The following is a 25,154-nucleotide window of genomic DNA, read 5'->3' as shown; positions in this document are numbered from 1 at the left end:
CATGCGACATATCATTTCCCTGCTGCTTGAGAACGAGCCGGGCGCTCTGTCCCGCGTGGTCGGCCTCTTCTCCCAGCGCAACTACAACATCGAAAGCCTGACGGTTGCTCCGACCGAGGACCCGACCCTGTCGCGTCTGACCCTGACCACCATCGGCCACGATGAGGTGATCGAGCAGATCACGAAGAACCTCAACAAGCTGATTGAAGTGGTCAAGCTGGTAAACCTGTCGGAAAGTGCTCACATCGAGCGCGAGCTGATGCTGGTCAAGGTCAAGGCCACCGGTGCCCAGCGCGCCGAGGTCAAGCGCACTACCGATATCTTCCGCGGTCAGATCGTCGACGTGACTTCCAGCGTCTACACGATTCAGCTGGCGGGCACCAGCGACAAGCTGGACAGCTTCATCCAGGCCATCGGTACCAGTTCGATCCTGGAAACCGTGCGCAGTGGCGTCACCGGGATTTCCCGAGGCGACAAAGTGCTGACTATCTGATCGCAGTCATGAAAAGCCCCGCCTTGTGCGGGGTTTTTTATTGCCCGGATTTTACTGGCGGCGATTCCAGAAGGCTGCGATCAGCGGGTCCTTGAGGCGTTTTTCCAGGGCGAACAGGCCGATGTCGTAGGCGGCCAATGGCGGCTGGATATCGTAGATGCGGATGCGTGCGGTCAGTGGGCTGTTGTCGAGCACAATCTGCGGAACCACGCCGATGCCGAATCCCAGGCTCACCATGCTGACGATGGCCTCATTGCCGCTCACCTGGGCATAGATGCGCGGCTTGATGCCGTGGTTTTTCAGCCAACGGTCGGTCCGGGTCCTGGCCAGGCCTTCTTCCGAGAGAATCATCGGCACGTCCTTCCAGCTTTGCGCCGTGGGCTGCCTCAGTTGTTCTTCTGTCAGCAGTTGAGGTGACTGTGGCCCGATGAAGCGCAGCTCCGAACGGGTAATCGACTGGAAGTCGACGCCGGCTGGCAGGTTGTCGGGTCGGGCACCGATGGCGAGATCCTCCAGCCCTTGTTGCACCCGCTCGACAGCCTTTGCGGGGTCGCCGGTGTGCAGTTTCATTTCGATGCGGGGGTAGTCCTGGCGGAAGCTGCTCAGGATGTCATAGAGAAAGCTGTAGCTCGCCGTCACCGAGCAATACAGGGAGAGTTCGCCGTGAAGGTCCAATTGGTCCTGCATGAGTCGTTGGCGGATGGCATGCCAACCGCTCATGACCTCGCTCGCGTATTCGCGGAACTGCCGCCCCTCGCGGGTCAGCTGGACTGAGCGGCTGTCGCGCACGAACAATGGTGCGCCGAGTTCGTCCTCGAGTTGCTTGATGCTGCGACTGAGTGCGGAGGGGCTGACATGCTGCTCGCGGCTGGTTTTGCCGAAGTGCAGGTTGTCTGCCAGCGAAAGAAAGAGCCTGAGGGATTGGCTGTCCATGAGCATTTCATCTGTCGGCACATTGCGTTGCGAATATATCATTTTACGCAATGGATCAGATCGCTTAATGTGCCCTTGTCGCGGTGCGCGCACCCCATCCCTTTCGTTATAAAAGAGTCAGGAACATGAAAGTTTATTACGACAAAGACTGTGACCTCTCGATCATCCAAGGCAAGAAAGTTGCCATCATCGGTTACGGTTCCCAGGGTCACGCCCACGCGTGCAACCTGAAAGATTCCGGTGTGGACGTGACTGTTGGTCTGCGTTCTGGCTCCGCCACCGTTGCCAAGGCCCAGGCCCACGGCCTGACCGTCAAGAGCGTGCCGGAAGCCGTTGCCGCGGCTGACCTGGTAATGATCCTGACCCCGGACGAATTCCAATCCAAACTGTACAAGGAAGAGGTTGAGCCGAACCTGAAGAAGGGTGCGACCCTGGCCTTCGCTCACGGCTTCGCCATCCACTACAACCAAGTCGTACCGCGCGCTGACCTCGACGTGATCATGATTGCGCCGAAGGCTCCGGGCCACACCGTTCGCTCTGAGTTCGTCAAGGGCGGTGGCATCCCTGATCTGGTCGCGATCTACCAGGACGCTTCCGGCAACGCCAAGAACGTCGCCCTGTCCTACGCTTGCGGCGTGGGCGGTGGTCGTACCGGCATCATCGAAACCACCTTCAAGGACGAGACCGAAACCGACCTGTTCGGTGAGCAGGCTGTTCTTTGCGGTGGCTGCGTAGAGCTGGTGAAAGCCGGTTTCGAAACTCTGGTCGAAGCTGGCTACGCGCCCGAAATGGCCTACTTCGAGTGCCTGCACGAGCTGAAGCTGATCGTCGACCTGATGTACGAAGGCGGCATCGCCAACATGAACTACTCGATCTCCAACAACGCCGAGTACGGTGAGTACGTAACCGGTCCGGAGGTCATCAACGCAGAATCCCGTCAGGCCATGCGCAACGCTCTGAAGCGAATCCAGGACGGCGAGTACGCCAAGATGTTCATCCAGGAAGGTGCGTCGAACTACGCTTCGATGACCGCCTACCGCCGCAACAACGCTGCTCACCCGATCGAGCAGGTTGGCGAGCGTCTGCGCGCGATGATGCCGTGGATATCTGCTAACAAGATCGTCGACAAGACCAAGAACTAAGGTCTGATGCGATCATGAAGAACGCGGCCTTGGCCGCGTTCTTTCGTTATGGCGGCACGGTTCTGGTATAAAGCCTGTCTGCCGGGCGACGCATCATATGGGTCGCCCACCACATATCGTATTCGTTGCAAGGATGTTGTTCATGAGTGAACGTCCCGAAGAGCCGAATCAGCCCCTCGAAGACGACAGCCTGCTGCCCATCGATGAACATGTCGAGGAAGGGCAGGACGCTGAGGGTCGTAAAGTTAGGCATCGCGGCATTTACCTGTTGCCCAACTTGTTTACCACCGCGAACCTGTTCGCCGGCTTCTATTCCATCATCAATGCCATGAGCGGCAATTTCTCGGTGGCCGCCGCCACTATCTTCGTTGCCATGGTGCTGGACAGTCTCGATGGACGGGTTGCTCGTCTGACCAATACTCAGAGCGCCTTCGGGGCCGAGTACGACTCGCTGTCGGACATGGTCGCATTCGGTGTCGCTCCCGCGCTGCTGGCATTTGAGTGGGCACTGAGCGGTTTGGGTAGTGTGGGCCTGACCGTGGCCTTCATCTATGTTGCCGGTGCGGCTTTGCGCTTGGCTCGCTTCAATACCCAGATCGGCAAGGTGGACAAGCGATTCTTCATCGGCCTCGCCAGCCCTGCTGCAGCTGGGGTGGTGGCTGGTACCGTCTGGGCTTTCAGCGATTTCGGCATCAAGGGTTCGAACATGTCGTTCATCGTTGCCCTGCTGGTTGCCCTCGCAGGCATGCTGATGGTGAGCAATATCAAGTTCTACAGTTTCAAGGACCTGGACCTGAAAGGTCGCGTACCCTTCGTGGCCATCCTGATTGTTGTACTGGCCTTTGCAGTCGTCTTCAGCGACCCGCCGCGCATTCTCCTGCTAATCTTCTTGGCTTACGCCGCATCTGGTCCGGTGCAATACTTGCTCCAGCTGCGTCGTCGCAAGCAGGTCGAGTGATGTAATTTCTTCGCGGCTCCGCAGTCCATTGGGCATCCCAGCCCGAATTGCGGAGCCGCCATGCTGATCCAGATCCCCCCTTCCTCCGCGTGCCCCGAGCACGAAGTCACTCCTGAGTCCATCTACCTCTCCCGACGTAAGTTGATTGCCGCTGCCGGTGGCTTGGCCGCAATGGCTGCATTGCCAGGTCATGCATTGGCGGCGTCGACCTATCCTGATGTTGAAGCTGCCCAAGGACCTGCCTGGTTTAGCGAAAAGTTAGCGGGCACGTATTGGCAGGCGGTGATGCCGGGGAATGAGTCGATTACTCCCTTTCAAGATGCGACCCACTACAACAACTTCTACGAGTTCGGGACCAACAAGGGCGATCCGGCGCGCTACGCCGGTAAGATGCTGGTTGAACCGTGGACGGTGCGTATAGATGGCGAAGTGGCTAAACCGGGTACTTACTCGATAGAGGATCTGGTGAAGCCCCACGGACTGGAAGAGCGCATCTATCGGCTGCGATGCGTGGAGGCTTGGTCCATGGTGATTCCATGGCTGGGTTTCCCCTTGGCGGATTTGCTGAAGCGAGTCGAACCTACCGGGAATGCCAAATACGTCAGTTTCGAAACGCGGCTGGCACCGGATGAGATGGCTGGGGTGCGCTCGGGGTTCTCCCTGATCGACTGGCCGTACGTGGAGGGATTGCGGCTGGACGAGGCAATGCATCCGCTGACCATTCTTGCGGTGGGCATGTACGGTCGGGTCCTGCCTAATCAGAACGGAGCACCGCTTCGGTTGGTGGTGCCCTGGAAGTACGGCTTCAAGGGTATCAAGTCGATCGTGCGGATCAGTCTCGTCAGCGAGCAACCGCCAACTACATGGCAATCTATCGCCCCCGAGGAATATGGCTTCTATTCGAACGTCAATCCTGAGGTGGACCATCCTCGCTGGAGTCAGGCCCATGAGCGACGACTTCCTAGTGGGCTGTTCAGTCCAAACATAGTGCCGACGCGAATGTTCAACGGCTACGACGAGGTGGCCAGCCTCTACGCCGGGCTGGATCTGAGGAAGTACTACTGATGCGATTCAGACTTTGGCGATCGTTCGTCTTCCTGATAGCGCCGATCCCGGTCGGTTTGTGGCTCTATCAGGCCTGGATATTTGCCCTGGGCCCGGACCCGGGGAAAGTATTGGTCGATCGCCTAGGGTTGGCGGCGCTTTGGTTGCTGCTCTTGACCCTGTCCATGACGCCCCTGCAAAAACTGAGCGGCTGGGGCGGGTGGATCGCAGTTCGCCGCCAGTTGGGGCTCTGGTGCTTTACCTATGTGGTGCTGCACATCACTGGTTATGCCGTATTCCTGCTTGGTCTGGACTTGCAGCAACTCCTGATCGATCTGGGTAAGCGTCCTTATATATTCGTGGGCGCCTTGGGGTTCAGTGGTCTGCTCGTCCTGGCGGTAACCTCCAACCGTTTCAGTATTCGGCGCCTTGGCAAGCGCTGGAAGCAATTGCACCGGCTGGCTTACGCCATCCTGGCTATAGCGCTGCTGCATATGCTCTGGGTTGTTCGTGCCGACATGGCCGAATGGGCTGGCTACGCAATTGCTGGTACTTCGTTGATGCTGTTGAGGCTCCCGCTGGTAGTGCGTTTTCTGCCTAGGGTGTTCGCGTCTTTCAGGCGGAATGACAAAAAGGTTTCAGAAAGGTGTTGACGGCAGATTCTGCATCCCTATAATGCGCACCTCTCCCAGCGACGAAGCAGCGGAAAGGCTTGAAAATCAAGCACTTAGCTGTAGTTAGGCGCGGGGAGAGGTGATCGGCAGGCGGTGGTAGTGCTTGTCGCTTCGGTCTTCCGAGAGGTCGGCCAGAAGATGATCGCCGAGGTGTTGACAGCGACTTTCAACGCTGTAGAATGCGCCTCCCGCTGACGAGAAGAGTGAATCGGATCGAAAGCGCAAGCGGTTGAGTAGAAAAGAGATTTTCGAAAAACAGCTTGACAGTAAGAGAGGCTGCTGTAGAATGCGCGGCCTCGGTTGAGACGAAAGACTTGATCGAAACGCTCTTTAACAACTGAATCAAGCAATTCGTGTGGGTGCTTGTGAGGTAAGACTGGTAGTCAACTGATTATCAGCATCACAAGTAACACTCGTGAATTCGAGAGTTTATTTGCGATTGCTGAGCCAAGTTTAGGGTTTTCTCAAAACCCAAGCAGTATTGAACTGAAGAGTTTGATCATGGCTCAGATTGAACGCTGGCGGCAGGCCTAACACATGCAAGTCGAGCGGCAGCGGGTCCTTCGGGATGCCGGCGAGCGGCGGACGGGTGAGTAATGCCTAGGAATCTGCCTGGTAGTGGGGGATAACGTTCGGAAACGGACGCTAATACCGCATACGTCCTACGGGAGAAAGTGGGGGATCTTCGGACCTCACGCTATCAGATGAGCCTAGGTCGGATTAGCTAGTTGGTGGGGTAATGGCTCACCAAGGCGACGATCCGTAACTGGTCTGAGAGGATGATCAGTCACACTGGAACTGAGACACGGTCCAGACTCCTACGGGAGGCAGCAGTGGGGAATATTGGACAATGGGCGAAAGCCTGATCCAGCCATGCCGCGTGTGTGAAGAAGGTCTTCGGATTGTAAAGCACTTTAAGTTGGGAGGAAGGGCAGCTAGTTAATACCTGGTTGTTTTGACGTTACCAACAGAATAAGCACCGGCTAACTTCGTGCCAGCAGCCGCGGTAATACGAAGGGTGCAAGCGTTAATCGGAATTACTGGGCGTAAAGCGCGCGTAGGTGGTTCAGCAAGTTGGAGGTGAAATCCCCGGGCTCAACCTGGGAACTGCCTCCAAAACTACTGAGCTAGAGTACGGTAGAGGGTAGTGGAATTTCCTGTGTAGCGGTGAAATGCGTAGATATAGGAAGGAACACCAGTGGCGAAGGCGACTACCTGGACTGATACTGACACTGAGGTGCGAAAGCGTGGGGAGCAAACAGGATTAGATACCCTGGTAGTCCACGCCGTAAACGATGTCGACTAGCCGTTGGGATCCTTGAGATCTTAGTGGCGAAGCTAACGCGATAAGTCGACCGCCTGGGGAGTACGGCCGCAAGGTTAAAACTCAAATGAATTGACGGGGGCCCGCACAAGCGGTGGAGCATGTGGTTTAATTCGAAGCAACGCGAAGAACCTTACCTGGCCTTGACATGCTGAGAACTTTCCAGAGATGGATTGGTGCCTTCGGGAACTCAGACACAGGTGCTGCATGGCTGTCGTCAGCTCGTGTCGTGAGATGTTGGGTTAAGTCCCGTAACGAGCGCAACCCTTGTCCTTAGTTACCAGCACGTTATGGTGGGCACTCTAAGGAGACTGCCGGTGACAAACCGGAGGAAGGTGGGGATGACGTCAAGTCATCATGGCCCTTACGGCCAGGGCTACACACGTGCTACAATGGTCGGTACAAAGGGTTGCCAAGCCGCGAGGTGGAGCTAATCCCATAAAACCGATCGTAGTCCGGATCGCAGTCTGCAACTCGACTGCGTGAAGTCGGAATCGCTAGTAATCGTGAATCAGAATGTCACGGTGAATACGTTCCCGGGCCTTGTACACACCGCCCGTCACACCATGGGAGTGGGTTGCTCCAGAAGTAGCTAGTCTAACCGCAAGGGGGACGGTTACCACGGAGTGATTCATGACTGGGGTGAAGTCGTAACAAGGTAGCCGTAGGGGAACCTGCGGCTGGATCACCTCCTTAATCGAAGACTTCAGCTTCTTCATAAGTTCCCACACGAATTGCTTGATTCAATTGCGAAGGCGATTGGGTCTGTAGCTCAGTTGGTTAGAGCGCACCCCTGATAAGGGTGAGGTCGGCAGTTCGAATCTGCCCAGACCCACCAATTGTCGCGGGGTCGTATGACCGGTTGACATTGGGGCCATAGCTCAGCTGGGAGAGCGCCTGCTTTGCACGCAGGAGGTCAGGAGTTCGATCCTCCTTGGCTCCACCATCTCCAGGCTGACCAAGAGTCCAGAATTGAATATCCCGGGTGGGATATTGAATTCTGAACTTTGCTTCAGAATCGTTCTTTAAAAATTCGGGTATGTGATAGAAGTGACTTGTTGAGTGTTTCACTGCACTCAATAATTCAAGGTAAAAATTTGCGAGTTCAAGCGCGAATTTTCGGCGAATGTCGTCTTCACCCCTATGATCACGAGCAGATTGCTTGGGGTTATATGGTCAAGTGAAGAAGCGCATACGGTGGATGCCTTGGCAGTCAGAGGCGATGAAAGACGTGGTAGCCTGCGATAAGCTTCGGGGAGTCGGCAAACAGACTTTGATCCGGAGATCTCTGAATGGGGGAACCCACCTAGGATAACCTAGGTATCTTGTACTGAATCCATAGGTGCAAGAGGCGAACCAGGGGAACTGAAACATCTAAGTACCCTGAGGAACAGAAATCAACCGAGATTCCCTTAGTAGTGGCGAGCGAACGGGGATTAGCCCTTAAGCTTCTTGGATTTTAGCGGAACGCTCTGGAAAGTGCGGCCATAGTGGGTGATAGCCCCGTACGCGAAAGGGTCCAGGAAGTGAAATCGAGTAGGACGGAGCACGTGAAACTTTGTCTGAATATGGGGGGACCATCCTCCAAGGCTAAATACTACTGACTGACCGATAGTGAACCAGTACCGTGAGGGAAAGGCGAAAAGAACCCCGGAGAGGGGAGTGAAATAGAACCTGAAACCGTATGCGTACAAGCAGTGGGAGCCTACTTTGTTAGGTGACTGCGTACCTTTTGTATAATGGGTCAGCGACTTATATTCAGTGGCGAGCTTAACCGAATAGGGGAGGCGTAGCGAAAGCGAGTCTTAATAGGGCGTTTAGTCGCTGGGTATAGACCCGAAACCGGGCGATCTATCCATGGGCAGGTTGAAGGTTAGGTAACACTGACTGGAGGACCGAACCGACTACCGTTGAAAAGTTAGCGGATGACCTGTGGATCGGAGTGAAAGGCTAATCAAGCTCGGAGATAGCTGGTTCTCCTCGAAAGCTATTTAGGTAGCGCCTCACGTATCACTCCAGGGGGTAGAGCACTGTTTCGGCTAGGGGGTCATCCCGACTTACCAAACCGATGCAAACTCCGAATACCTGGAAGTGTCAGCGTGGGAGACACACGGCGGGTGCTAACGTCCGTCGTGAAAAGGGAAACAACCCAGACCGTCAGCTAAGGTCCCAAAGTTCTAGTTAAGTGGGAAACGATGTGGGAAGGCTTAGACAGCTAGGAGGTTGGCTTAGAAGCAGCCACCCTTTAAAGAAAGCGTAATAGCTCACTAGTCGAGTCGGCCTGCGCGGAAGATGTAACGGGGCTCAAACTAGACACCGAAGCTACGGGTTCGTCGTAAGACGAGCGGTAGAGGAGCGTTCTGTAAGCCTGTGAAGGTGAGTTGAGAAGCTTGCTGGAGGTATCAGAAGTGCGAATGCTGACATGAGTAACGACAATGCGAGTGAAAAACTCGCACGCCGAAAGACCAAGGGTTCCTGCGCAACGTTAATCGACGCAGGGTGAGTCGGCCCCTAAGGCGAGGCAGAAATGCGTAGTCGATGGGAAACGGGTTAATATTCCCGTACTTCTAGTTATTGCGATGGGGGGACGGAGAAGGCTAGGCCAGCTTGGCGTTGGTTGTCCAAGTTTAAGGTGGTAGGCCGAACACTTAGGCAAATCCGGGTGTTCAAGGCCGAGAGCTGATGACGAGTGTTCTTTTAGAACACGAAGTGGTTGATGCCATGCTTCCAGGAAAAGCCTCTAAGCTTCAGATAACTAGGAACCGTACCCCAAACCGACACAGGTGGTTGGGTAGAGAATACCAAGGCGCTTGAGAGAACTCGGGTGAAGGAACTAGGCAAAATGGCACCGTAACTTCGGGAGAAGGTGCGCCGGTGAGGGTGAAGCATTTACTGCGTAAGCCCATGCCGGTCGAAGATACCAGGCCGCTGCGACTGTTTATTAAAAACACAGCACTCTGCAAACACGAAAGTGGACGTATAGGGTGTGACGCCTGCCCGGTGCCGGAAGGTTAATTGATGGGGTTAGCGCAAGCGAAGCTCTTGATCGAAGCCCCGGTAAACGGCGGCCGTAACTATAACGGTCCTAAGGTAGCGAAATTCCTTGTCGGGTAAGTTCCGACCTGCACGAATGGCGTAACGATGGCGGCGCTGTCTCCACCCGAGACTCAGTGAAATTGAAATCGCTGTGAAGATGCAGTGTATCCGCGGCTAGACGGAAAGACCCCGTGAACCTTTACTGTAGCTTTGCACTGGACTTTGAGCCTGCTTGTGTAGGATAGGTGGGAGGCTTTGAAGCGAGGACGCCAGTTCTCGTGGAGCCATCCTTGAAATACCACCCTGGCATGCTTGAGGTTCTAACTCTGGTCCGTCATCCGGATCGAGGACAGTGTATGGTGGGCAGTTTGACTGGGGCGGTCTCCTCCTAAAGAGTAACGGAGGAGTACGAAGGTGCGCTCAGACCGGTCGGAAATCGGTCGCAGAGTATAAAGGCAAAAGCGCGCTTGACTGCGAGACAGACACGTCGAGCAGGTACGAAAGTAGGTCTTAGTGATCCGGTGGTTCTGTATGGAAGGGCCATCGCTCAACGGATAAAAGGTACTCCGGGGATAACAGGCTGATACCGCCCAAGAGTTCATATCGACGGCGGTGTTTGGCACCTCGATGTCGGCTCATCACATCCTGGGGCTGAAGCCGGTCCCAAGGGTATGGCTGTTCGCCATTTAAAGTGGTACGCGAGCTGGGTTTAGAACGTCGTGAGACAGTTCGGTCCCTATCTGCCGTGGACGTTTGAGATTTGAGAGGGGCTGCTCCTAGTACGAGAGGACCGGAGTGGACGAACCTCTGGTGTTCCGGTTGTCACGCCAGTGGCATTGCCGGGTAGCTATGTTCGGAAGAGATAACCGCTGAAAGCATCTAAGCGGGAAACTCGCCTCAAGATGAGATCTCACTGGGATCTTGAATCCCCTAAAGGGCCGTCGAAGACTACGACGTTGATAGGTTGGGTGTGTAAGCGCTGTGAGGCGTTGAGCTAACCAATACTAATTGCCCGTGAGGCTTGACCATATAACACCCAAACAATCTGGTGATTGTGGGTGCGACTGGTTGAAGTCGACAGACCGAAAATTGGCCTGAACCGCAAAACAGACTGTCACATACCTGATTCGGGGTCGCGTCGCAGACGAGATCCCAACCGAATTGCTTGACGACCATAGAGCGTTGGAACCACCTGATCCCATCCCGAACTCAGCAGTGAAACGACGCATCGCCGATGGTAGTGTGGAGCTTCTCCATGTGAGAGTAGGTCATCGTCAAGCTTCTATCCCAAAGCCCCGATATGCCTTGTGCATATCGGGGCTTTGCCTATTAGTGAAAGCCCTCGAAATGTAGGCTTCGCAGTTACCCTGGTGGTACTGTTGGGTTGAATCCCTGGTGGAATCAGCTCGAGTTTGCAAGCGGTTGAGTAGAAAAGAGATTTTCGAAAAACAGCTTGACAGTAAGAAAGGCTGCTGTAGAATGCGCGGCCTCGGTTGAGACGAAAGACTTGATCGAAACGCTCTTTAACAACTGAATCAAGCAATTCGTGTGGGTGCTTGTGAGGTAAGACTGGTAGTCAACTGATTATCAGCATCACAAGTAACACTCGTGAATTCGAGAGTTTATTTGCGATTGCTGAGCCAAGTTTAGGGTTTTCTCAAAACCCAAGCAGTATTGAACTGAAGAGTTTGATCATGGCTCAGATTGAACGCTGGCGGCAGGCCTAACACATGCAAGTCGAGCGGCAGCGGGTCCTTCGGGATGCCGGCGAGCGGCGGACGGGTGAGTAATGCCTAGGAATCTGCCTGGTAGTGGGGGATAACGTTCGGAAACGGACGCTAATACCGCATACGTCCTACGGGAGAAAGTGGGGGATCTTCGGACCTCACGCTATCAGATGAGCCTAGGTCGGATTAGCTAGTTGGTGGGGTAATGGCTCACCAAGGCGACGATCCGTAACTGGTCTGAGAGGATGATCAGTCACACTGGAACTGAGACACGGTCCAGACTCCTACGGGAGGCAGCAGTGGGGAATATTGGACAATGGGCGAAAGCCTGATCCAGCCATGCCGCGTGTGTGAAGAAGGTCTTCGGATTGTAAAGCACTTTAAGTTGGGAGGAAGGGCAGCTAGTTAATACCTGGTTGTTTTGACGTTACCAACAGAATAAGCACCGGCTAACTTCGTGCCAGCAGCCGCGGTAATACGAAGGGTGCAAGCGTTAATCGGAATTACTGGGCGTAAAGCGCGCGTAGGTGGTTCAGCAAGTTGGAGGTGAAATCCCCGGGCTCAACCTGGGAACTGCCTCCAAAACTACTGAGCTAGAGTACGGTAGAGGGTAGTGGAATTTCCTGTGTAGCGGTGAAATGCGTAGATATAGGAAGGAACACCAGTGGCGAAGGCGACTACCTGGACTGATACTGACACTGAGGTGCGAAAGCGTGGGGAGCAAACAGGATTAGATACCCTGGTAGTCCACGCCGTAAACGATGTCGACTAGCCGTTGGGATCCTTGAGATCTTAGTGGCGAAGCTAACGCGATAAGTCGACCGCCTGGGGAGTACGGCCGCAAGGTTAAAACTCAAATGAATTGACGGGGGCCCGCACAAGCGGTGGAGCATGTGGTTTAATTCGAAGCAACGCGAAGAACCTTACCTGGCCTTGACATGCTGAGAACTTTCCAGAGATGGATTGGTGCCTTCGGGAACTCAGACACAGGTGCTGCATGGCTGTCGTCAGCTCGTGTCGTGAGATGTTGGGTTAAGTCCCGTAACGAGCGCAACCCTTGTCCTTAGTTACCAGCACGTTATGGTGGGCACTCTAAGGAGACTGCCGGTGACAAACCGGAGGAAGGTGGGGATGACGTCAAGTCATCATGGCCCTTACGGCCAGGGCTACACACGTGCTACAATGGTCGGTACAAAGGGTTGCCAAGCCGCGAGGTGGAGCTAATCCCATAAAACCGATCGTAGTCCGGATCGCAGTCTGCAACTCGACTGCGTGAAGTCGGAATCGCTAGTAATCGTGAATCAGAATGTCACGGTGAATACGTTCCCGGGCCTTGTACACACCGCCCGTCACACCATGGGAGTGGGTTGCTCCAGAAGTAGCTAGTCTAACCGCAAGGGGGACGGTTACCACGGAGTGATTCATGACTGGGGTGAAGTCGTAACAAGGTAGCCGTAGGGGAACCTGCGGCTGGATCACCTCCTTAATCGAAGACTTCAGCTTCTTCATAAGTTCCCACACGAATTGCTTGATTCAATTGCGAAGGCGATTGGGTCTGTAGCTCAGTTGGTTAGAGCGCACCCCTGATAAGGGTGAGGTCGGCAGTTCGAATCTGCCCAGACCCACCAATTGTCGCGGGGTCGTATGACCGGTTGACATTGGGGCCATAGCTCAGCTGGGAGAGCGCCTGCTTTGCACGCAGGAGGTCAGGAGTTCGATCCTCCTTGGCTCCACCATCTCCAGGCTGACCAAGAGTCCAGAATTGAATATCCCGGGTGGGATATTGAATTCTGAACTTTGCTTCAGAATCGTTCTTTAAAAATTCGGGTATGTGATAGAAGTGACTTGTTGAGTGTTTCACTGCACTCAATAATTCAAGGTAAAAATTTGCGAGTTCAAGCGCGAATTTTCGGCGAATGTCGTCTTCACCCCTATGATCACGAGCAGATTGCTTGGGGTTATATGGTCAAGTGAAGAAGCGCATACGGTGGATGCCTTGGCAGTCAGAGGCGATGAAAGACGTGGTAGCCTGCGATAAGCTTCGGGGAGTCGGCAAACAGACTTTGATCCGGAGATCTCTGAATGGGGGAACCCACCTAGGATAACCTAGGTATCTTGTACTGAATCCATAGGTGCAAGAGGCGAACCAGGGGAACTGAAACATCTAAGTACCCTGAGGAACAGAAATCAACCGAGATTCCCTTAGTAGTGGCGAGCGAACGGGGATTAGCCCTTAAGCTTCTTGGATTTTAGCGGAACGCTCTGGAAAGTGCGGCCATAGTGGGTGATAGCCCCGTACGCGAAAGGGTCCAGGAAGTGAAATCGAGTAGGACGGAGCACGTGAAACTTTGTCTGAATATGGGGGGACCATCCTCCAAGGCTAAATACTACTGACTGACCGATAGTGAACCAGTACCGTGAGGGAAAGGCGAAAAGAACCCCGGAGAGGGGAGTGAAATAGAACCTGAAACCGTATGCGTACAAGCAGTGGGAGCCTACTTTGTTAGGTGACTGCGTACCTTTTGTATAATGGGTCAGCGACTTATATTCAGTGGCGAGCTTAACCGAATAGGGGAGGCGTAGCGAAAGCGAGTCTTAATAGGGCGTTTAGTCGCTGGGTATAGACCCGAAACCGGGCGATCTATCCATGGGCAGGTTGAAGGTTAGGTAACACTGACTGGAGGACCGAACCGACTACCGTTGAAAAGTTAGCGGATGACCTGTGGATCGGAGTGAAAGGCTAATCAAGCTCGGAGATAGCTGGTTCTCCTCGAAAGCTATTTAGGTAGCGCCTCACGTATCACTCCAGGGGGTAGAGCACTGTTTCGGCTAGGGGGTCATCCCGACTTACCAAACCGATGCAAACTCCGAATACCTGGAAGTGTCAGCGTGGGAGACACACGGCGGGTGCTAACGTCCGTCGTGAAAAGGGAAACAACCCAGACCGTCAGCTAAGGTCCCAAAGTTCTAGTTAAGTGGGAAACGATGTGGGAAGGCTTAGACAGCTAGGAGGTTGGCTTAGAAGCAGCCACCCTTTAAAGAAAGCGTAATAGCTCACTAGTCGAGTCGGCCTGCGCGGAAGATGTAACGGGGCTCAAACTAGACACCGAAGCTACGGGTTCGTCGTAAGACGAGCGGTAGAGGAGCGTTCTGTAAGCCTGTGAAGGTGAGTTGAGAAGCTTGCTGGAGGTATCAGAAGTGCGAATGCTGACATGAGTAACGACAATGCGAGTGAAAAACTCGCACGCCGAAAGACCAAGGGTTCCTGCGCAACGTTAATCGACGCAGGGTGAGTCGGCCCCTAAGGCGAGGCAGAAATGCGTAGTCGATGGGAAACGGGTTAATATTCCCGTACTTCTAGTTATTGCGATGGGGGGACGGAGAAGGCTAGGCCAGCTTGGCGTTGGTTGTCCAAGTTTAAGGTGGTAGGCCGAACACTTAGGCAAATCCGGGTGTTCAAGGCCGAGAGCTGATGACGAGTGTTCTTTTAGAACACGAAGTGGTTGATGCCATGCTTCCAGGAAAAGCCTCTAAGCTTCAGATAACTAGGAACCGTACCCCAAACCGACACAGGTGGTTGGGTAGAGAATACCAAGGCGCTTGAGAGAACTCGGGTGAAGGAACTAGGCAAAATGGCACCGTAACTTCGGGAGAAGGTGCGCCGGTGAGGGTGAAGCATTTACTGCGTAAGCCCATGCCGGTCGAAGATACCAGGCCGCTGCGACTGTTTATTAAAAACACAGCACTCTGCAAACACGAAAGTGGACGTATAGGGTGTGACGCCTGCCCGGTGCCGGAAGGTTAATTGATGGGGTTAGCGCAAGCGAAGCTCTTGATCGAAGCCCCGGTAAACGGCGGCCGTAACTATAACGGTCCTAAGGTAGCGAAATTCCTTGTCGGGTAAGTTCCGACCTGCACGAATGGCGTAACGATGGCGGCGCTGTCTCCACCCGAGACTCAGTGAAATTGAAATCGCTGTGAAGATGCAGTGTATCCGCGGCTAGACGGAAAGACCCCGTGAACCTTTACTGTAGCTTTGCACTGGACTTTGAGCCTGCTTGTGTAGGATAGGTGGGAGGCTTTGAAGCGAGGACGCCAGTTCTCGTGGAGCCATCCTTGAAATACCACCCTGGCATGCTTGAGGTTCTAACTCTGGTCCGTCATCCGGATCGAGGACAGTGTATGGTGGGCAGTTTGACTGGGGCGGTCTCCTCCTAAAGAGTAACGGAGGAGTACGAAGGTGCGCTCAGACCGGTCGGAAATCGGTCGCAGAGTATAAAGGCAAAAGCGCGCTTGACTGCGAGACAGACACGTCGAGCAGGTACGAAAGTAGGTCTTAGTGATCCGGTGGTTCTGTATGGAAGGGCCATCGCTCAACGGATAAAAGGTACTCCGGGGATAACAGGCTGATACCGCCCAAGAGTTCATATCGACGGCGGTGTTTGGCACCTCGATGTCGGCTCATCACATCCTGGGGCTGAAGCCGGTCCCAAGGGTATGGCTGTTCGCCATTTAAAGTGGTACGCGAGCTGGGTTTAGAACGTCGTGAGACAGTTCGGTCCCTATCTGCCGTGGACGTTTGAGATTTGAGAGGGGCTGCTCCTAGTACGAGAGGACCGGAGTGGACGAACCTCTGGTGTTCCGGTTGTCACGCCAGTGGCATTGCCGGGTAGCTATGTTCGGAAGAGATAACCGCTGAAAGCATCTAAGCGGGAAACTCGCCTCAAGATGAGATCTCACTGGGATCTTGAATCCCCTAAAGGGCCGTCGAAGACTACGACGTTGATAGGTTGGGTGTGTAAGCGCTGTGAGGCGTTGAGCTAACCAATACTAATTGCCCGTGAGGCTTGACCATATAACACCCAAACAATCTGGTGATTGTGGGTGCGACTGGTTGAAGTCGACAGACCGAAAATTGGCCTGAACCGCAAAAACAGACTGTCACATACCTGATTCGGGGTCGCGTCGCAGACGAGATCCCAACCGAATTGCTTGACGACCATAGAGCGTTGGAACCACCTGATCCCATCCCGAACTCAGCAGTGAAACGACGCATCGCCGATGGTAGTGTGGAGCTTCTCCATGTGAGAGTAGGTCATCGTCAAGCTTCTATCCCAAACCCCCGATCCGTGAAAACGGTTCGGGGGTTTGTCTTTGGGCGCGAGAAAGTGTGCGGTACCGCGTCGAAGCCGGTAGCGCCCGGAAACTCTTGAATCGCCACCGCCAGTGCTGCGCTCGTCTAGAATAGCCGCGATACCTAAAGAGCCTTACCACCATGCCCGAACAGGCGGAACAACGCCCCCTTTCCGAACTTCCTCTGCACGACCTGATTGCCTGTCACGAGTGCGATCTATTAATGCGCCACCCACACATCGGCGAAGAGCAAAAGGCCTGTTGCCCGCGCTGTGGCTATGAATTGGTGGTGCACCGCTCGCAGATGGAGCGTCGCGCCCTGGCGTTGGTGCTGACTGCACTGTTCTTGTTCGTACCGGCAAACTTCCTTCCGATCATGAAGCTCAACCTGCTTGGGCAGACCAGCCACGATACGGTTTGGACAGGGGTTTTAGGCCTCTACAACACGGGCATGGAAGGTGTCGCGGTGTTGGTGTTCCTGTGCAGCATGGTTATCCCGCTGATCAAACTGCTCTGCCAGCTGATTGTGTTGGTTTGCATCGAGACTCGGCGCGCCCTTGGCCTGGGGCTGATGCTCTATCGCCTGTATCACCACCTTCGGGAGTGGGGAATGCTCGAGGTTTACCTCATGGGCATCCTGGTTTCCATCGTCAAGTTGATCGATCTTGCAGACCTCCATCTGGGCATCGGTCTGGCCTGTTTCATTGGCTTGCTGCTGGCCCAGGTATGGCTCGAGGTGACCATGTCGCCACACCAGGTGTGGGATGCACTGGACGCCGAAGGAGACGCCCATGCGAGCCATTGATGCCGGCATCATCGTCTGCGACGAATGCCATCAGTTGAACCGCCCTGAGTCCGATGAGGATCACGGTTCCTGCAGCCGCTGCGGTGCACGCCTGCACCCTCGTCGCCCCGACAGCCTGACCCGCACCTGGGCATTGCTGATTACCGCGGCCATTCTCTATGTGCCGGCAAATGTGCTGCCAATCATGACGGTGAACTTCTTAGGCAACGGTGCGCCCTCGACCATCATGGGTGGTGTGCTTGAGCTGATTCACGCCGAGATGGTGCCCATTGCCCTGGTCGTTTTCGTCGCCAGCATCCTTGTGCCCACTTTCAAGTTGGTGGGCATCGCGCTGCTGCTTTACTCAGTACAGCGACGACTGCCCATGTCACCGCGACAGCGCATCCTGATGTACCGCTTCATCGAATGGATAGGTCGCTGGTCCATGCTGGATATCTTCGTCATCGCCATCCTTGTGGCGTTGGTGAACTTCGGCAACCTGGCCAGCATCGAAGCCAACCTGGGAGCGGCTGCCTTTGCTACCGTCGTGGTGATAACCATGATCGCGGCAGTGACTTTCGATCCCAGGCTGATCTGGGACAACACCGATATGGACGACGAGAATGCCTGAGTTGCCAACGCCTAAAACCCGTAAAACCACGAGTTGGTCTGCCATCTGGGTGCTACCTCTGCTGGCGCTCATCATTGGCCTCTGGCTCGCATGGAAGGCCATGAGTGAAGCAGGCATCGAGATCCAGATCCGTTTCGAGAACGGTGATGGCATTCAAGTCGGCAAGACCCAACTGATGTACAAAGGCATCCAGGTCGGCAAGGTGATCGACCTGCATGTCAGCAACGACATCAAGGGCGTGATTGCGACGGTCGAGGTGATGAAGGAGGCCGAGCCCTACCTCAGTAAGGAAACCCGTTTCTGGCTGGTACGCCCGCGGGTATCGCTCGCCGGCGTTACGGGACTGGAAACCCTGGTTTCCGGTATCTACATCGCCATCGATCCGGTCAAAGGCGAGCCCGCGCGACGCTACACGGCGCTCGCTGAGCCCCCACCACTGTCCGATTCGCTTCCCGGCCTTCACCTCACTCTGAAGGCCGAGCGCCTCGGTTCGCTTGAGCAAGGGAGCCCAGTCTACTACCGGCAGATTCAGGTCGGTCAGGTGAAGAGTTACCAGTTGGCGGAAGACCAGCGCACCGTCGAGATCAAGGTGCACATCGAACAGCCCTACGCGCATCTTGTGCGCAAGCACACTCGTTTCTGGAATGCCAGTGGCCTCAGCGTCACTGCGGGTCTGTCGGGCGTGAAGATTCGCACCGAGTCCGCGCTAAGCATCATGGCCGGCGGCATCGCTTTCTCCACGCCAGAGCACCGCCAAGACAGTCCGCCCACTGACCCGAGCATCCCGTTCCGGCTGTATGACGGCTTCGAGTCCGCCGAGGCGGGCCTTCGCGTATTGCTGCGGATGGACGACGTCAGTGGCCTCAGTCCGGGCAACACCCCGGTGATGTACAACGGTGTCCAGGTCGGCACCCTGAAGAAGCTGGACATGGACAAGGACTTCACGGGCGCCACTGCCGAACTGACCATGGAGCCACGTACCGAAGACTTCCTCGTCGAAGGCACCGAGTTCTGGACGGTGAAACCGTCGATCTCGCTGGCGGGCATCACCGGCATCGAAGCCCTTGTGAAGGGGAACTATATTGCTGTGCGCTTCGCCAAGGAAGGTACGCCGACCCGTGAATTCAAGGTGCGCCCCAAGGCGCCTCCACTCAACACCGATGCGCCCGGTCTGCACCTGGTGCTGACCAGCGAGCGACTCGGCTCCCTGGAGGTCGGCAGCCCGGTGCTGTTCCGTCAGATGCGCGTGGGCAGCGTGCAGAGCTACCAGCTCTCGCGTAACCAGCAGCGTGTGGTGATTGGCATTCACATCGAGCCCGAGTTCACCAAGCTGGTCAACGAGTCCACCCGTTTCTGGAACTCCAGCGGTATTACTCTCAAGGGCGGCCTGTCGGGGGTCGAGGTGAAGAGTGAATCCCTGCAGACTTTGCTGGCGGGCGGTATCACCTTCGACACCCCAGATCCGAAAGCCAAGCCGGTCACCCGGCCGCGTCGCTTCACCTTGTATGACGATGAGACTCAAGCCGTCGTCAAGGGCACTCTGGTCGACATCATCATTCCGCAGGCCGAGGGCGTGAAGGCCGGTACGCCGATCCGCTTCAAGGGCATCGATGTGGGCGAAGTGGAAACCGTGACCCTGAACAGTGATCTATCCGGCGTAACGGTCAAGGCACGTCTGACCCAGGCGGCGGATCGCATTGCCAGCGCCGGAACCCAGTTCTGGGTGGTGCGTCCGGAGCTCGGTCTGCTGCGCACGGCCAATCTGGAGACACTGGTCAGCGGCCAATACCTGGAGGTGCTGCCAGCTGCCAAGCCTGGCGCAGCCCAGACCCGATTCACCGCGCTGGATCAGGCGCCGGATGCACTTGCGCGCCAGGAAGGCCTGCGCATCACCCTCAGCGCGCCGCGACGTGGCTCGATCAAACCGGGTGTGATCGTCAGCTATCGCGAGGTTCCCGTTGGTAAGGTGCTCTCCTACGAGCTCGGCAAGACCGCCGACCGCGTCTTCATCCATGTACTCATCGAACCGCGCTACGCGCCCCTGGTGCACAGCGGCAGCCGCTTCTGGCACACCAGTGGTGTCGGGGTGGATGCCAGCCTGTTCGATGGTGTGAAGGTGCGAACTGGCTCCCTGGAGTCCTTGGTGGAGGGCGGGATTTCTTTCGCCACACCGAACGAAGGGCAGATGGGCAACGCCGCGCTCAATGGCCAGACCTTCGCCCTGCATGACGATGCCGAGGACGAGTGGCTGACCTGGGCGCCGAAGATTCCTTTGGCGAAGTAAGCACGTAACAAACAAAAGGGCCGCAATCCGCGGCCCTTTTGCTTTTCTGGCGAACGGATCAGGCGGGTTCGGCCGCCTCGTCCTTCGCATCCTGGGTGGCGGTAGCCACGTCGCGACGCTTGATGAACTTCCAGTCCGCCTCGTCGATGTAGATGCCGTTCGGGCCACTGCCGCCTTCCAGGTCGATGGCGACGTTGGCCGATACCTGCGGCTTAACCGACGCGAGGATGGGGGTGAAGCCCAGTTGCTGGCTGGTTTCGATCAGCGCCTGCTGGTTGCGTTCGTCGATGTCTGCCGCTTCGTCCAGGTAGTAGGGCAGTCGAATTCGCCCGGCTTGCTCGCGGTCCATCAGATGCAACAGCAGGTACATGTTGGTCAGCGCCTTGATGGTCATCGTAGTGCCGTTGGAAGCGGCGCCATCGATGTCCGTGTGGATGACCGGCTGGCCGTGCACCTTGGTGATCTCGAAGGCCAGCTCGAACAGGTCTTTCAGGCCCAGCTGGTTGCCGTTGGCGGCCACCAGGCGCGCCAGGTATTCCTTGGCCTCTTCGTTCTTCGCATCCTGATCGCTCGAGTTGGTCAGGTCGAAGACAGATAGGGTCTCGCCCTCCTCGTACTGGCCGGCGCTGTGGATGATCTGATCGATGTGACGCAGGGCTTCCTTGTTCGGCGCAAGGACGATGCGGAAGCTCGACAGGTTGGAGACCTGGCGCTTGTTGATCTCGCGGTTGAACAGCGCCAGCTGGTGTTCCAGGTTGTCGTAGTCGCTGCGGATATTGCGCAGGGTCCGGGCGATGTCGGTGACTGCGGCGCGGCGCGCCTTGGCCAGGGTCAGGGCTTCGTCCTGGCGGTGTGCGTAAGCGTTGATCAGCAATTGCAGGCGGCGCTCGGCGTCGTCTTCGCTGTCGAACTTGGCCACACCTTTGAGGCGGACCTGCGCGTAGAGCGCTTCGATCTGGCCGTCGATGCGCTGCAGTGCCTGCCACGTATCCTGGTAGTCATTGAGCAGCGGCAGCAGATTGTCGAGGCTGTCGTCCACCGGGTCCATGAACGGCTTGCCGAAGGGCAGGTCGGCGGGCAGCAGCTGGCGACGGCGCAGGGCGTCTTCCAGGGTGCGTTCCTTGGCTTCCAGGTCGGCGAGTTGACGCCCTACCAACTGCAGCTTGGCGGAGAGTTGCTGGACGCGTTCGGTGAAGGCATCGGCGGAGCGCTTGAGCTCATCCTGGGTGGCTTCCAGCTGCGCCAGCTCTTCCAGCTTGGCGGGCTCTTCGGCAGCCAGGGTCTGGCTCTTGCGGAAATCTTCCAGGGCTTTCTGCGCGTCGAGCACGTCCTGGTACAGCTTCTCTGCCTGGGCCTTGCTCGCCGCGCGGTCGGCGGCAACGGACTGCTGGGTCTTGAGCTGCTTCAGCTCGCGTTCCAGGCGGTCTTTCTGGTCGCGCAGGGCTGCACGGTCGGCCAGGGCCTGGAGGGCTGGCGGTTCGATGTGGGAGAGGTCGATGGACAGGCCCGGTACTTCGAACTGGCTGCCTTTGAACTGGTCGAGCACGGTTTCCAGGGTCTTCACCCAGGCTTCGCCGTCGTCCAGCTGAATACCTTTCTCGCCCAGCGGGAGGCTGAACAGCTGGCCGTTGAACAGGCGCATCAGGCGGTCCACGTCGGCCTGGGAGAACTCTTCGCGCAGGCGGGAGTAGCTGTTGTTGTCGGCGTGGTCGAGCTGCTGTTTTACCGCCTTCAGACGCTTCTCCAGATCGCGCAGGCGCTCGTCCAGGTCTTCGGCGGAGAACTGGCGGGACTGCGCGAGGGCGCCGGCCAGTTCGTCGTGGGCATCCTTGGCGGCGAGCAGCTGCTGCTCCAGCACTTTGGCATTTTCCACCAGGGCAAAGCGGTTCTTCAGCACTGCCAGCTCGCCCAGCCAGCGCTGGTTCTCGGTGATGGCACGCTCCAGGCGCATCATTTCCTGGGTGCCGCCACGCTGTTCGCTCTGCAGACCGTCCTGCTCGTTGCGGTAGTGCTCGGCCTGGATCACCAGCTCCTCGCGGCGAGCGCCGGAATAGTCCTGCCAGGTCCCCAGCAGCGAATCCAGCAACGGCGAGATTCGGTGCAGCTTGCCGCGCAGGGTCTCGCGTTGGGCCACGCCGTTGGCCAGGGCCTCGACCAGCGGACCGGCGGAAACCAGCGCCTGGTAGTCCTGCTCCATGCGGCGCACGTCGCGGAAGGCCTCTTCGCAGGCGGCGATGTAGTCCACGCTGCCCGAGCGCAGGCTGTGCTCGAAGGCATCGAGGAACAGCTGCTTGAGCTTGGCCGCGGTGATCTCGCGCATGTGCAGCAGGTTGATGAACAGCGAGCGGAAGGTCTTCAGGCTCTGTTCGCTGGTGGAGCGCAGCGGGATCAGGGTCAGGTCCAGCGGGATGGAGGTATGACCGCCCACCAGCAGGCGGCGAAGTTCATCGGGCTTGAGCTCGTAGGCCTTGATGCCTTCGCGCTCCAGGCTGTTGAACAGCTCGCGCTGACGCAGGCAGGTGCCGTCGCGCTGGTAGTGCTCCAGGTTCAGTTCGCCCCGGTAGGCGAAGAACTGGTGACCGAAACCACCGCCCGGGCCGCGACCTGCAACGCCGATGACGTGCGGGCCATGGGGCAGGGAGACTTCAACCAGGATGTAGCTGGTATCGGTGGCGAAGTAGAACTTGCGCGACTGCTCCAGGCTGTACTTGCCGAAGCTCATGTCCGACATGCGCGCCAGGATCGGGAACTGCAGCGCGTTGATCGAAGCCGATTTACCGAGGTTGTTGGCGCCGTAGATCGACAGCGGGGTTTCCAGCGGGAACAGGCCTAGGCTGTAACCGGCCGTGTTCAGCAGGGCGAAGCGGCGGATGCCGTAGCGTTCCTGGCTCATGCGTCTTCCTCCTGGGCGGCGCGTTCTTCGGCCATGGCACGGGCCAGGGCGTCTTCTTCGGACTCCGCGGGCGCATCGACGGTTTCAGGCTCGTCGATGGGGATGATGGCGTCGCCGCTGTCGTCGTCCAGCAGTACCGGGGCATGCAGCTCCAGGTCAGTGCTGTGCAGGCTGGCAGCCAGGTCGCGGTCATGCTGTACCGCCAGGCACACATCGAGGAAACGGTGCATCGGCGGCAGGAAGCGGTAAACACCGTTGCTGTCTTCGGCAAAGCCGAGTTGGGTGAGCCGGCGGATTACCTTCTCTTCCAGTTCTTCATGGGTGGTCACCTCGGCCTGCATGAACAGGTCGCGGTACTTTTCCAGCAGGGCTGGCAGTTCGTCGCGGCCGATGCTGCCGCCATCGAGTACCGCAAGCGGGTCGCGGCCCTGGTCGGCCAGGTGCTCCACCAGGATGAAGGTGAACAGAGCCAGGCGCTGGGCGGTCTTGTTCACCTGGGCACCCATCTGCTCGGGCACGAAGTAGTAGAAACCACGCGGGTCGCAGACCAGCTCGAAGCCGAGGCCCTTGAACAGGGCGCGGTACTGGTCCTGCATGGTGGACAGCTGGGCGTAGCACTCCGGCTCGCTGCGGGAGAGGTGATAGCCCTTGAACAGCTCGCGGAAGATAGGCGCCAGCTGGGTCATTTCTTTCAGGTCGATATTCATCAGGAAGTCTTCTCGGCCGCGGCGTTGGGGCTCTTGATCAGGGCGTAGGAGCTCAGGCTGACCTGGTGCTCGGCGGTCAGGTAGTCACGACGCTCCAGGCGATCGCGCGAGAAGCGCGAATCGCGGGAAAGACGCGAGAACCAGTAGAGGAGTTCGTCGGTGGCGCCTTCGGGTTCCTGCTCCAGTAGCCAGACCATCAGGTCCGGTAGCGGCAGGGCCTGCTCGCAGCGGTCGAGCATTTCCCGAGCGGTCTTCGGTGAGCGCGGTGCAGTGGCCTTGCGCGCCCCGCCGGATTTCGGGAAGTGCGCCGGTTTCGGCTGGAAGCGTGCCAGGGCGTAGACATAGGCCTCCACCTGCGAGCCACTGCCCAGGAAGGTGGTCTGCGGGCGGGTGAACAGCGGCATCGCGGCCTGGGGCACAGCGTCCAGGCCCTTCTTGCGGATCACCGACAGCGCCAGGGCGGCGCCACGGGTCACGGCATTGTGCCGACGCGCTTCTTCGCGCAGCGGCAGCAGGAGCTCGCGGGCCTTGCGCAGGGTGATCTGGGCACTGGTCTGCATCTCCAGGATGCGTGCATGGGTGCGCAGCAGCAGGTCGTCGTCTACCAACTGGCCAAGGCGTTGCTGTTCGCCCAGGAGGCGCAGCAACACCTGCTCGACGCGTCGCACACCTTGCTCGAAGGCACCGTCGGCGGCCACCAGCTGGATCATCGGCTCGACGTACTCGTCCCAGGTGGCCAGCACTTCAGCGTAGCGCTGGCGCAAGGGAATCTGCCGGTCGCTGGTTTTGGCGCGGTCGGCCACGGCCACCAGGGCCTGCTCGTCGTTGTCGAGCTTCTTCAGGACATCGCGTACACGCATGTCGAGCAGACGCAACTGGCGCGCCAGGTCGTTGCCGTCACGGATTTCGAAGGCTTCCTGGATATAGCCGGCGAGGCGTTCCAGGTGACGCAGGTAGGCTTCGATCTCCAGGCACAGGCCGAGGCGGTGTTCGCGCCGCAGGTAGGCGAGGAAGTCGTGGATCTGCGCGTTCAGCTCGAAGCGGTTCGGACTCTTGGCCACGGGAACCAGGATGTCCAGGCGCACCCAGAGGTCGAGCAGGGCAGTCACGTCGGTGGGCGTGCCCTCCGGCAACTGGCCGGCGAGCTGCACGCGCAGTTCCACCAGGCTCAGGGTGCCGGCATCGAAGCGCTCGCAGAGCGGCTCGAGCAACGTCCAGTGTTCGGCTAGGGCGCGCAATACGCGCTTGGGATCGATCATCGATTGGCCGGGGTTCGCTGAAAAAAGAGGCGATTGTACTTCAGGTTGCTGGCAGCGATTGAGCTTCAACCGATCAGAGGAGCGACACCCGTCGCGGACTGACATTTTTTGGCAGTTTGCGACTGGCATCGT

Annotated in this window: 12 protein-coding genes, 4 tRNA genes and 6 rRNA genes; 18 read left to right on the top strand and 4 right to left on the bottom strand. The window is 57.2% G+C overall.

Going from position 1 to position 25,154, the window contains the following annotated elements; all coding sequences use genetic code 11:
* Window position 1 precedes the first annotated feature (1 nt).
* Window positions 2–493 carry an acetolactate synthase small subunit gene (gene ilvN / locus SA496_RS21765; protein ID WP_028630051.1) on the top strand — a complete coding sequence of 164 codons (492 nt, stop codon included), beginning with the start codon at window positions 2–4 and terminating at the stop codon, window positions 491–493.
* 51 nt (window positions 494–544) lie between these two features.
* On the opposite strand, the gene ilvY is transcribed toward ilvN, so the two are convergent.
* Entirely contained in the window at window positions 545–1,426 is an 882-nt protein-coding gene (gene ilvY, locus SA496_RS21760; protein WP_120654555.1) for an HTH-type transcriptional activator IlvY, read from the bottom strand.
* An 83-nt stretch (window positions 1,427–1,509) separates the two neighbouring features.
* Here ilvY and ilvC point away from each other — a divergent pair, with 83 nt between their 5' ends.
* From ilvC to SA496_RS21675, 17 genes are all read left to right on the top strand, one after another.
* A complete protein-coding gene (gene ilvC, locus SA496_RS21755) occupies window positions 1,510–2,568 on the top strand; it encodes a ketol-acid reductoisomerase (RefSeq protein ID WP_256660915.1) in 1,059 nt (352 codons plus the stop codon).
* 142 nt (window positions 2,569–2,710) lie between these two features.
* On the top strand, window positions 2,711–3,526 hold the full coding sequence (pssA, locus tag SA496_RS21750) for a CDP-diacylglycerol--serine O-phosphatidyltransferase (protein ID WP_120654557.1): 816 nt from the start codon (window positions 2,711–2,713) through the stop codon (window positions 3,524–3,526).
* 60 nt (window positions 3,527–3,586) lie between these two features.
* Complete coding sequence (msrP, locus tag SA496_RS21745; protein WP_120654558.1) at window positions 3,587–4,591, top strand: protein-methionine-sulfoxide reductase catalytic subunit MsrP; 1,005 nt, start codon at window positions 3,587–3,589, stop codon at window positions 4,589–4,591.
* Window positions 4,591–5,223, top strand: a complete 633-nt coding sequence (gene msrQ / locus SA496_RS21740; protein ID WP_120654559.1) for a protein-methionine-sulfoxide reductase heme-binding subunit MsrQ — start codon at window positions 4,591–4,593, stop codon at window positions 5,221–5,223. Before msrP ends, msrQ begins: the two co-directional genes overlap by 1 nt.
* A 504-nt stretch (window positions 5,224–5,727) precedes the next feature.
* A 16S ribosomal RNA gene (locus SA496_RS21735) occupies window positions 5,728–7,264 on the top strand.
* A gap of 65 nt (window positions 7,265–7,329) precedes the next feature.
* Window positions 7,330–7,406, top strand: a tRNA-Ile gene (locus tag SA496_RS21730).
* A 32-nt stretch (window positions 7,407–7,438) separates the two neighbouring features.
* A tRNA-Ala gene (locus SA496_RS21725) sits at window positions 7,439–7,514 on the top strand.
* A gap of 228 nt (window positions 7,515–7,742) precedes the next feature.
* Window positions 7,743–10,633, top strand: a 23S ribosomal RNA gene (locus tag SA496_RS21720).
* 135 nt (window positions 10,634–10,768) lie between these two features.
* A 5S ribosomal RNA gene (rrf, locus tag SA496_RS21715) occupies window positions 10,769–10,884 on the top strand.
* A gap of 396 nt (window positions 10,885–11,280) precedes the next feature.
* Window positions 11,281–12,817, top strand: a 16S ribosomal RNA gene (locus SA496_RS21710).
* Window positions 12,818–12,882: 65 nt separating this feature from the next.
* Window positions 12,883–12,959, top strand: a tRNA-Ile gene (locus SA496_RS21705).
* A 32-nt stretch (window positions 12,960–12,991) separates the two neighbouring features.
* Window positions 12,992–13,067, top strand: a tRNA-Ala gene (locus tag SA496_RS21700).
* A gap of 228 nt (window positions 13,068–13,295) precedes the next feature.
* A 23S ribosomal RNA gene (locus SA496_RS21695) occupies window positions 13,296–16,186 on the top strand.
* Window positions 16,187–16,322: 136 nt separating this feature from the next.
* Window positions 16,323–16,438 (top strand): 5S ribosomal RNA (rrf, locus tag SA496_RS21690).
* Together the 16S, 23S and 5S rRNA genes with 4 tRNA genes alongside form the textbook arrangement of a ribosomal RNA operon.
* A 168-nt stretch (window positions 16,439–16,606) precedes the next feature.
* Window positions 16,607–17,269 (top strand): paraquat-inducible protein A, encoded by a 663-nt coding sequence (locus SA496_RS21685; RefSeq protein ID WP_330114449.1) that lies wholly within the window; start codon window positions 16,607–16,609, stop codon window positions 17,267–17,269.
* Window positions 17,256–17,879, top strand: coding sequence for a paraquat-inducible protein A (locus SA496_RS21680; RefSeq protein ID WP_330114448.1), 624 nt, complete (start codon window positions 17,256–17,258; stop codon window positions 17,877–17,879). Before SA496_RS21685 ends, SA496_RS21680 begins: the two co-directional genes overlap by 14 nt.
* Window positions 17,872–20,163, top strand: a complete 2,292-nt coding sequence (locus tag SA496_RS21675) for a PqiB family protein (RefSeq protein ID WP_330114447.1) — start codon at window positions 17,872–17,874, stop codon at window positions 20,161–20,163. Before SA496_RS21680 ends, SA496_RS21675 begins: the two co-directional genes overlap by 8 nt.
* A 58-nt stretch (window positions 20,164–20,221) precedes the next feature.
* On the opposite strand, the gene mksF is transcribed toward SA496_RS21675, so the two are convergent.
* Genes mksF through mksB form a run of 3 tightly spaced genes read right to left on the bottom strand, consistent with a single transcriptional unit; the run spans window position 20,222 to window position 25,022 of the window.
* Window positions 20,222–23,056 (bottom strand): Mks condensin complex protein MksF, encoded by a 2,835-nt coding sequence (gene mksF / locus SA496_RS21670; RefSeq protein ID WP_120654563.1) that lies wholly within the window; start codon window positions 23,054–23,056, stop codon window positions 20,222–20,224.
* Window positions 23,053–23,763, bottom strand: coding sequence for an Mks condensin complex protein MksE (gene mksE, locus SA496_RS21665; RefSeq protein ID WP_330114446.1), 711 nt, complete (start codon window positions 23,761–23,763; stop codon window positions 23,053–23,055). The genes mksF and mksE overlap by 4 nt, the downstream gene beginning before the upstream one ends.
* Window positions 23,763–25,022 carry an Mks condensin complex protein MksB gene (gene mksB, locus SA496_RS21660; RefSeq protein ID WP_120654565.1) on the bottom strand — a complete coding sequence of 420 codons (1,260 nt, stop codon included), beginning with the start codon at window positions 25,020–25,022 and terminating at the stop codon, window positions 23,763–23,765. The genes mksE and mksB overlap by 1 nt, the downstream gene beginning before the upstream one ends.
* Between the last annotated feature and the right edge of the window lie 132 nt (window positions 25,023–25,154).

The organism is Pseudomonas sp. JS3066, from assembly GCF_036328175.1.
Classification (GTDB): Bacteria; Pseudomonadota; Gammaproteobacteria; order Pseudomonadales; family Pseudomonadaceae; genus Metapseudomonas.
This window is presented reverse-complemented; position numbering and strand designations above follow the sequence as displayed.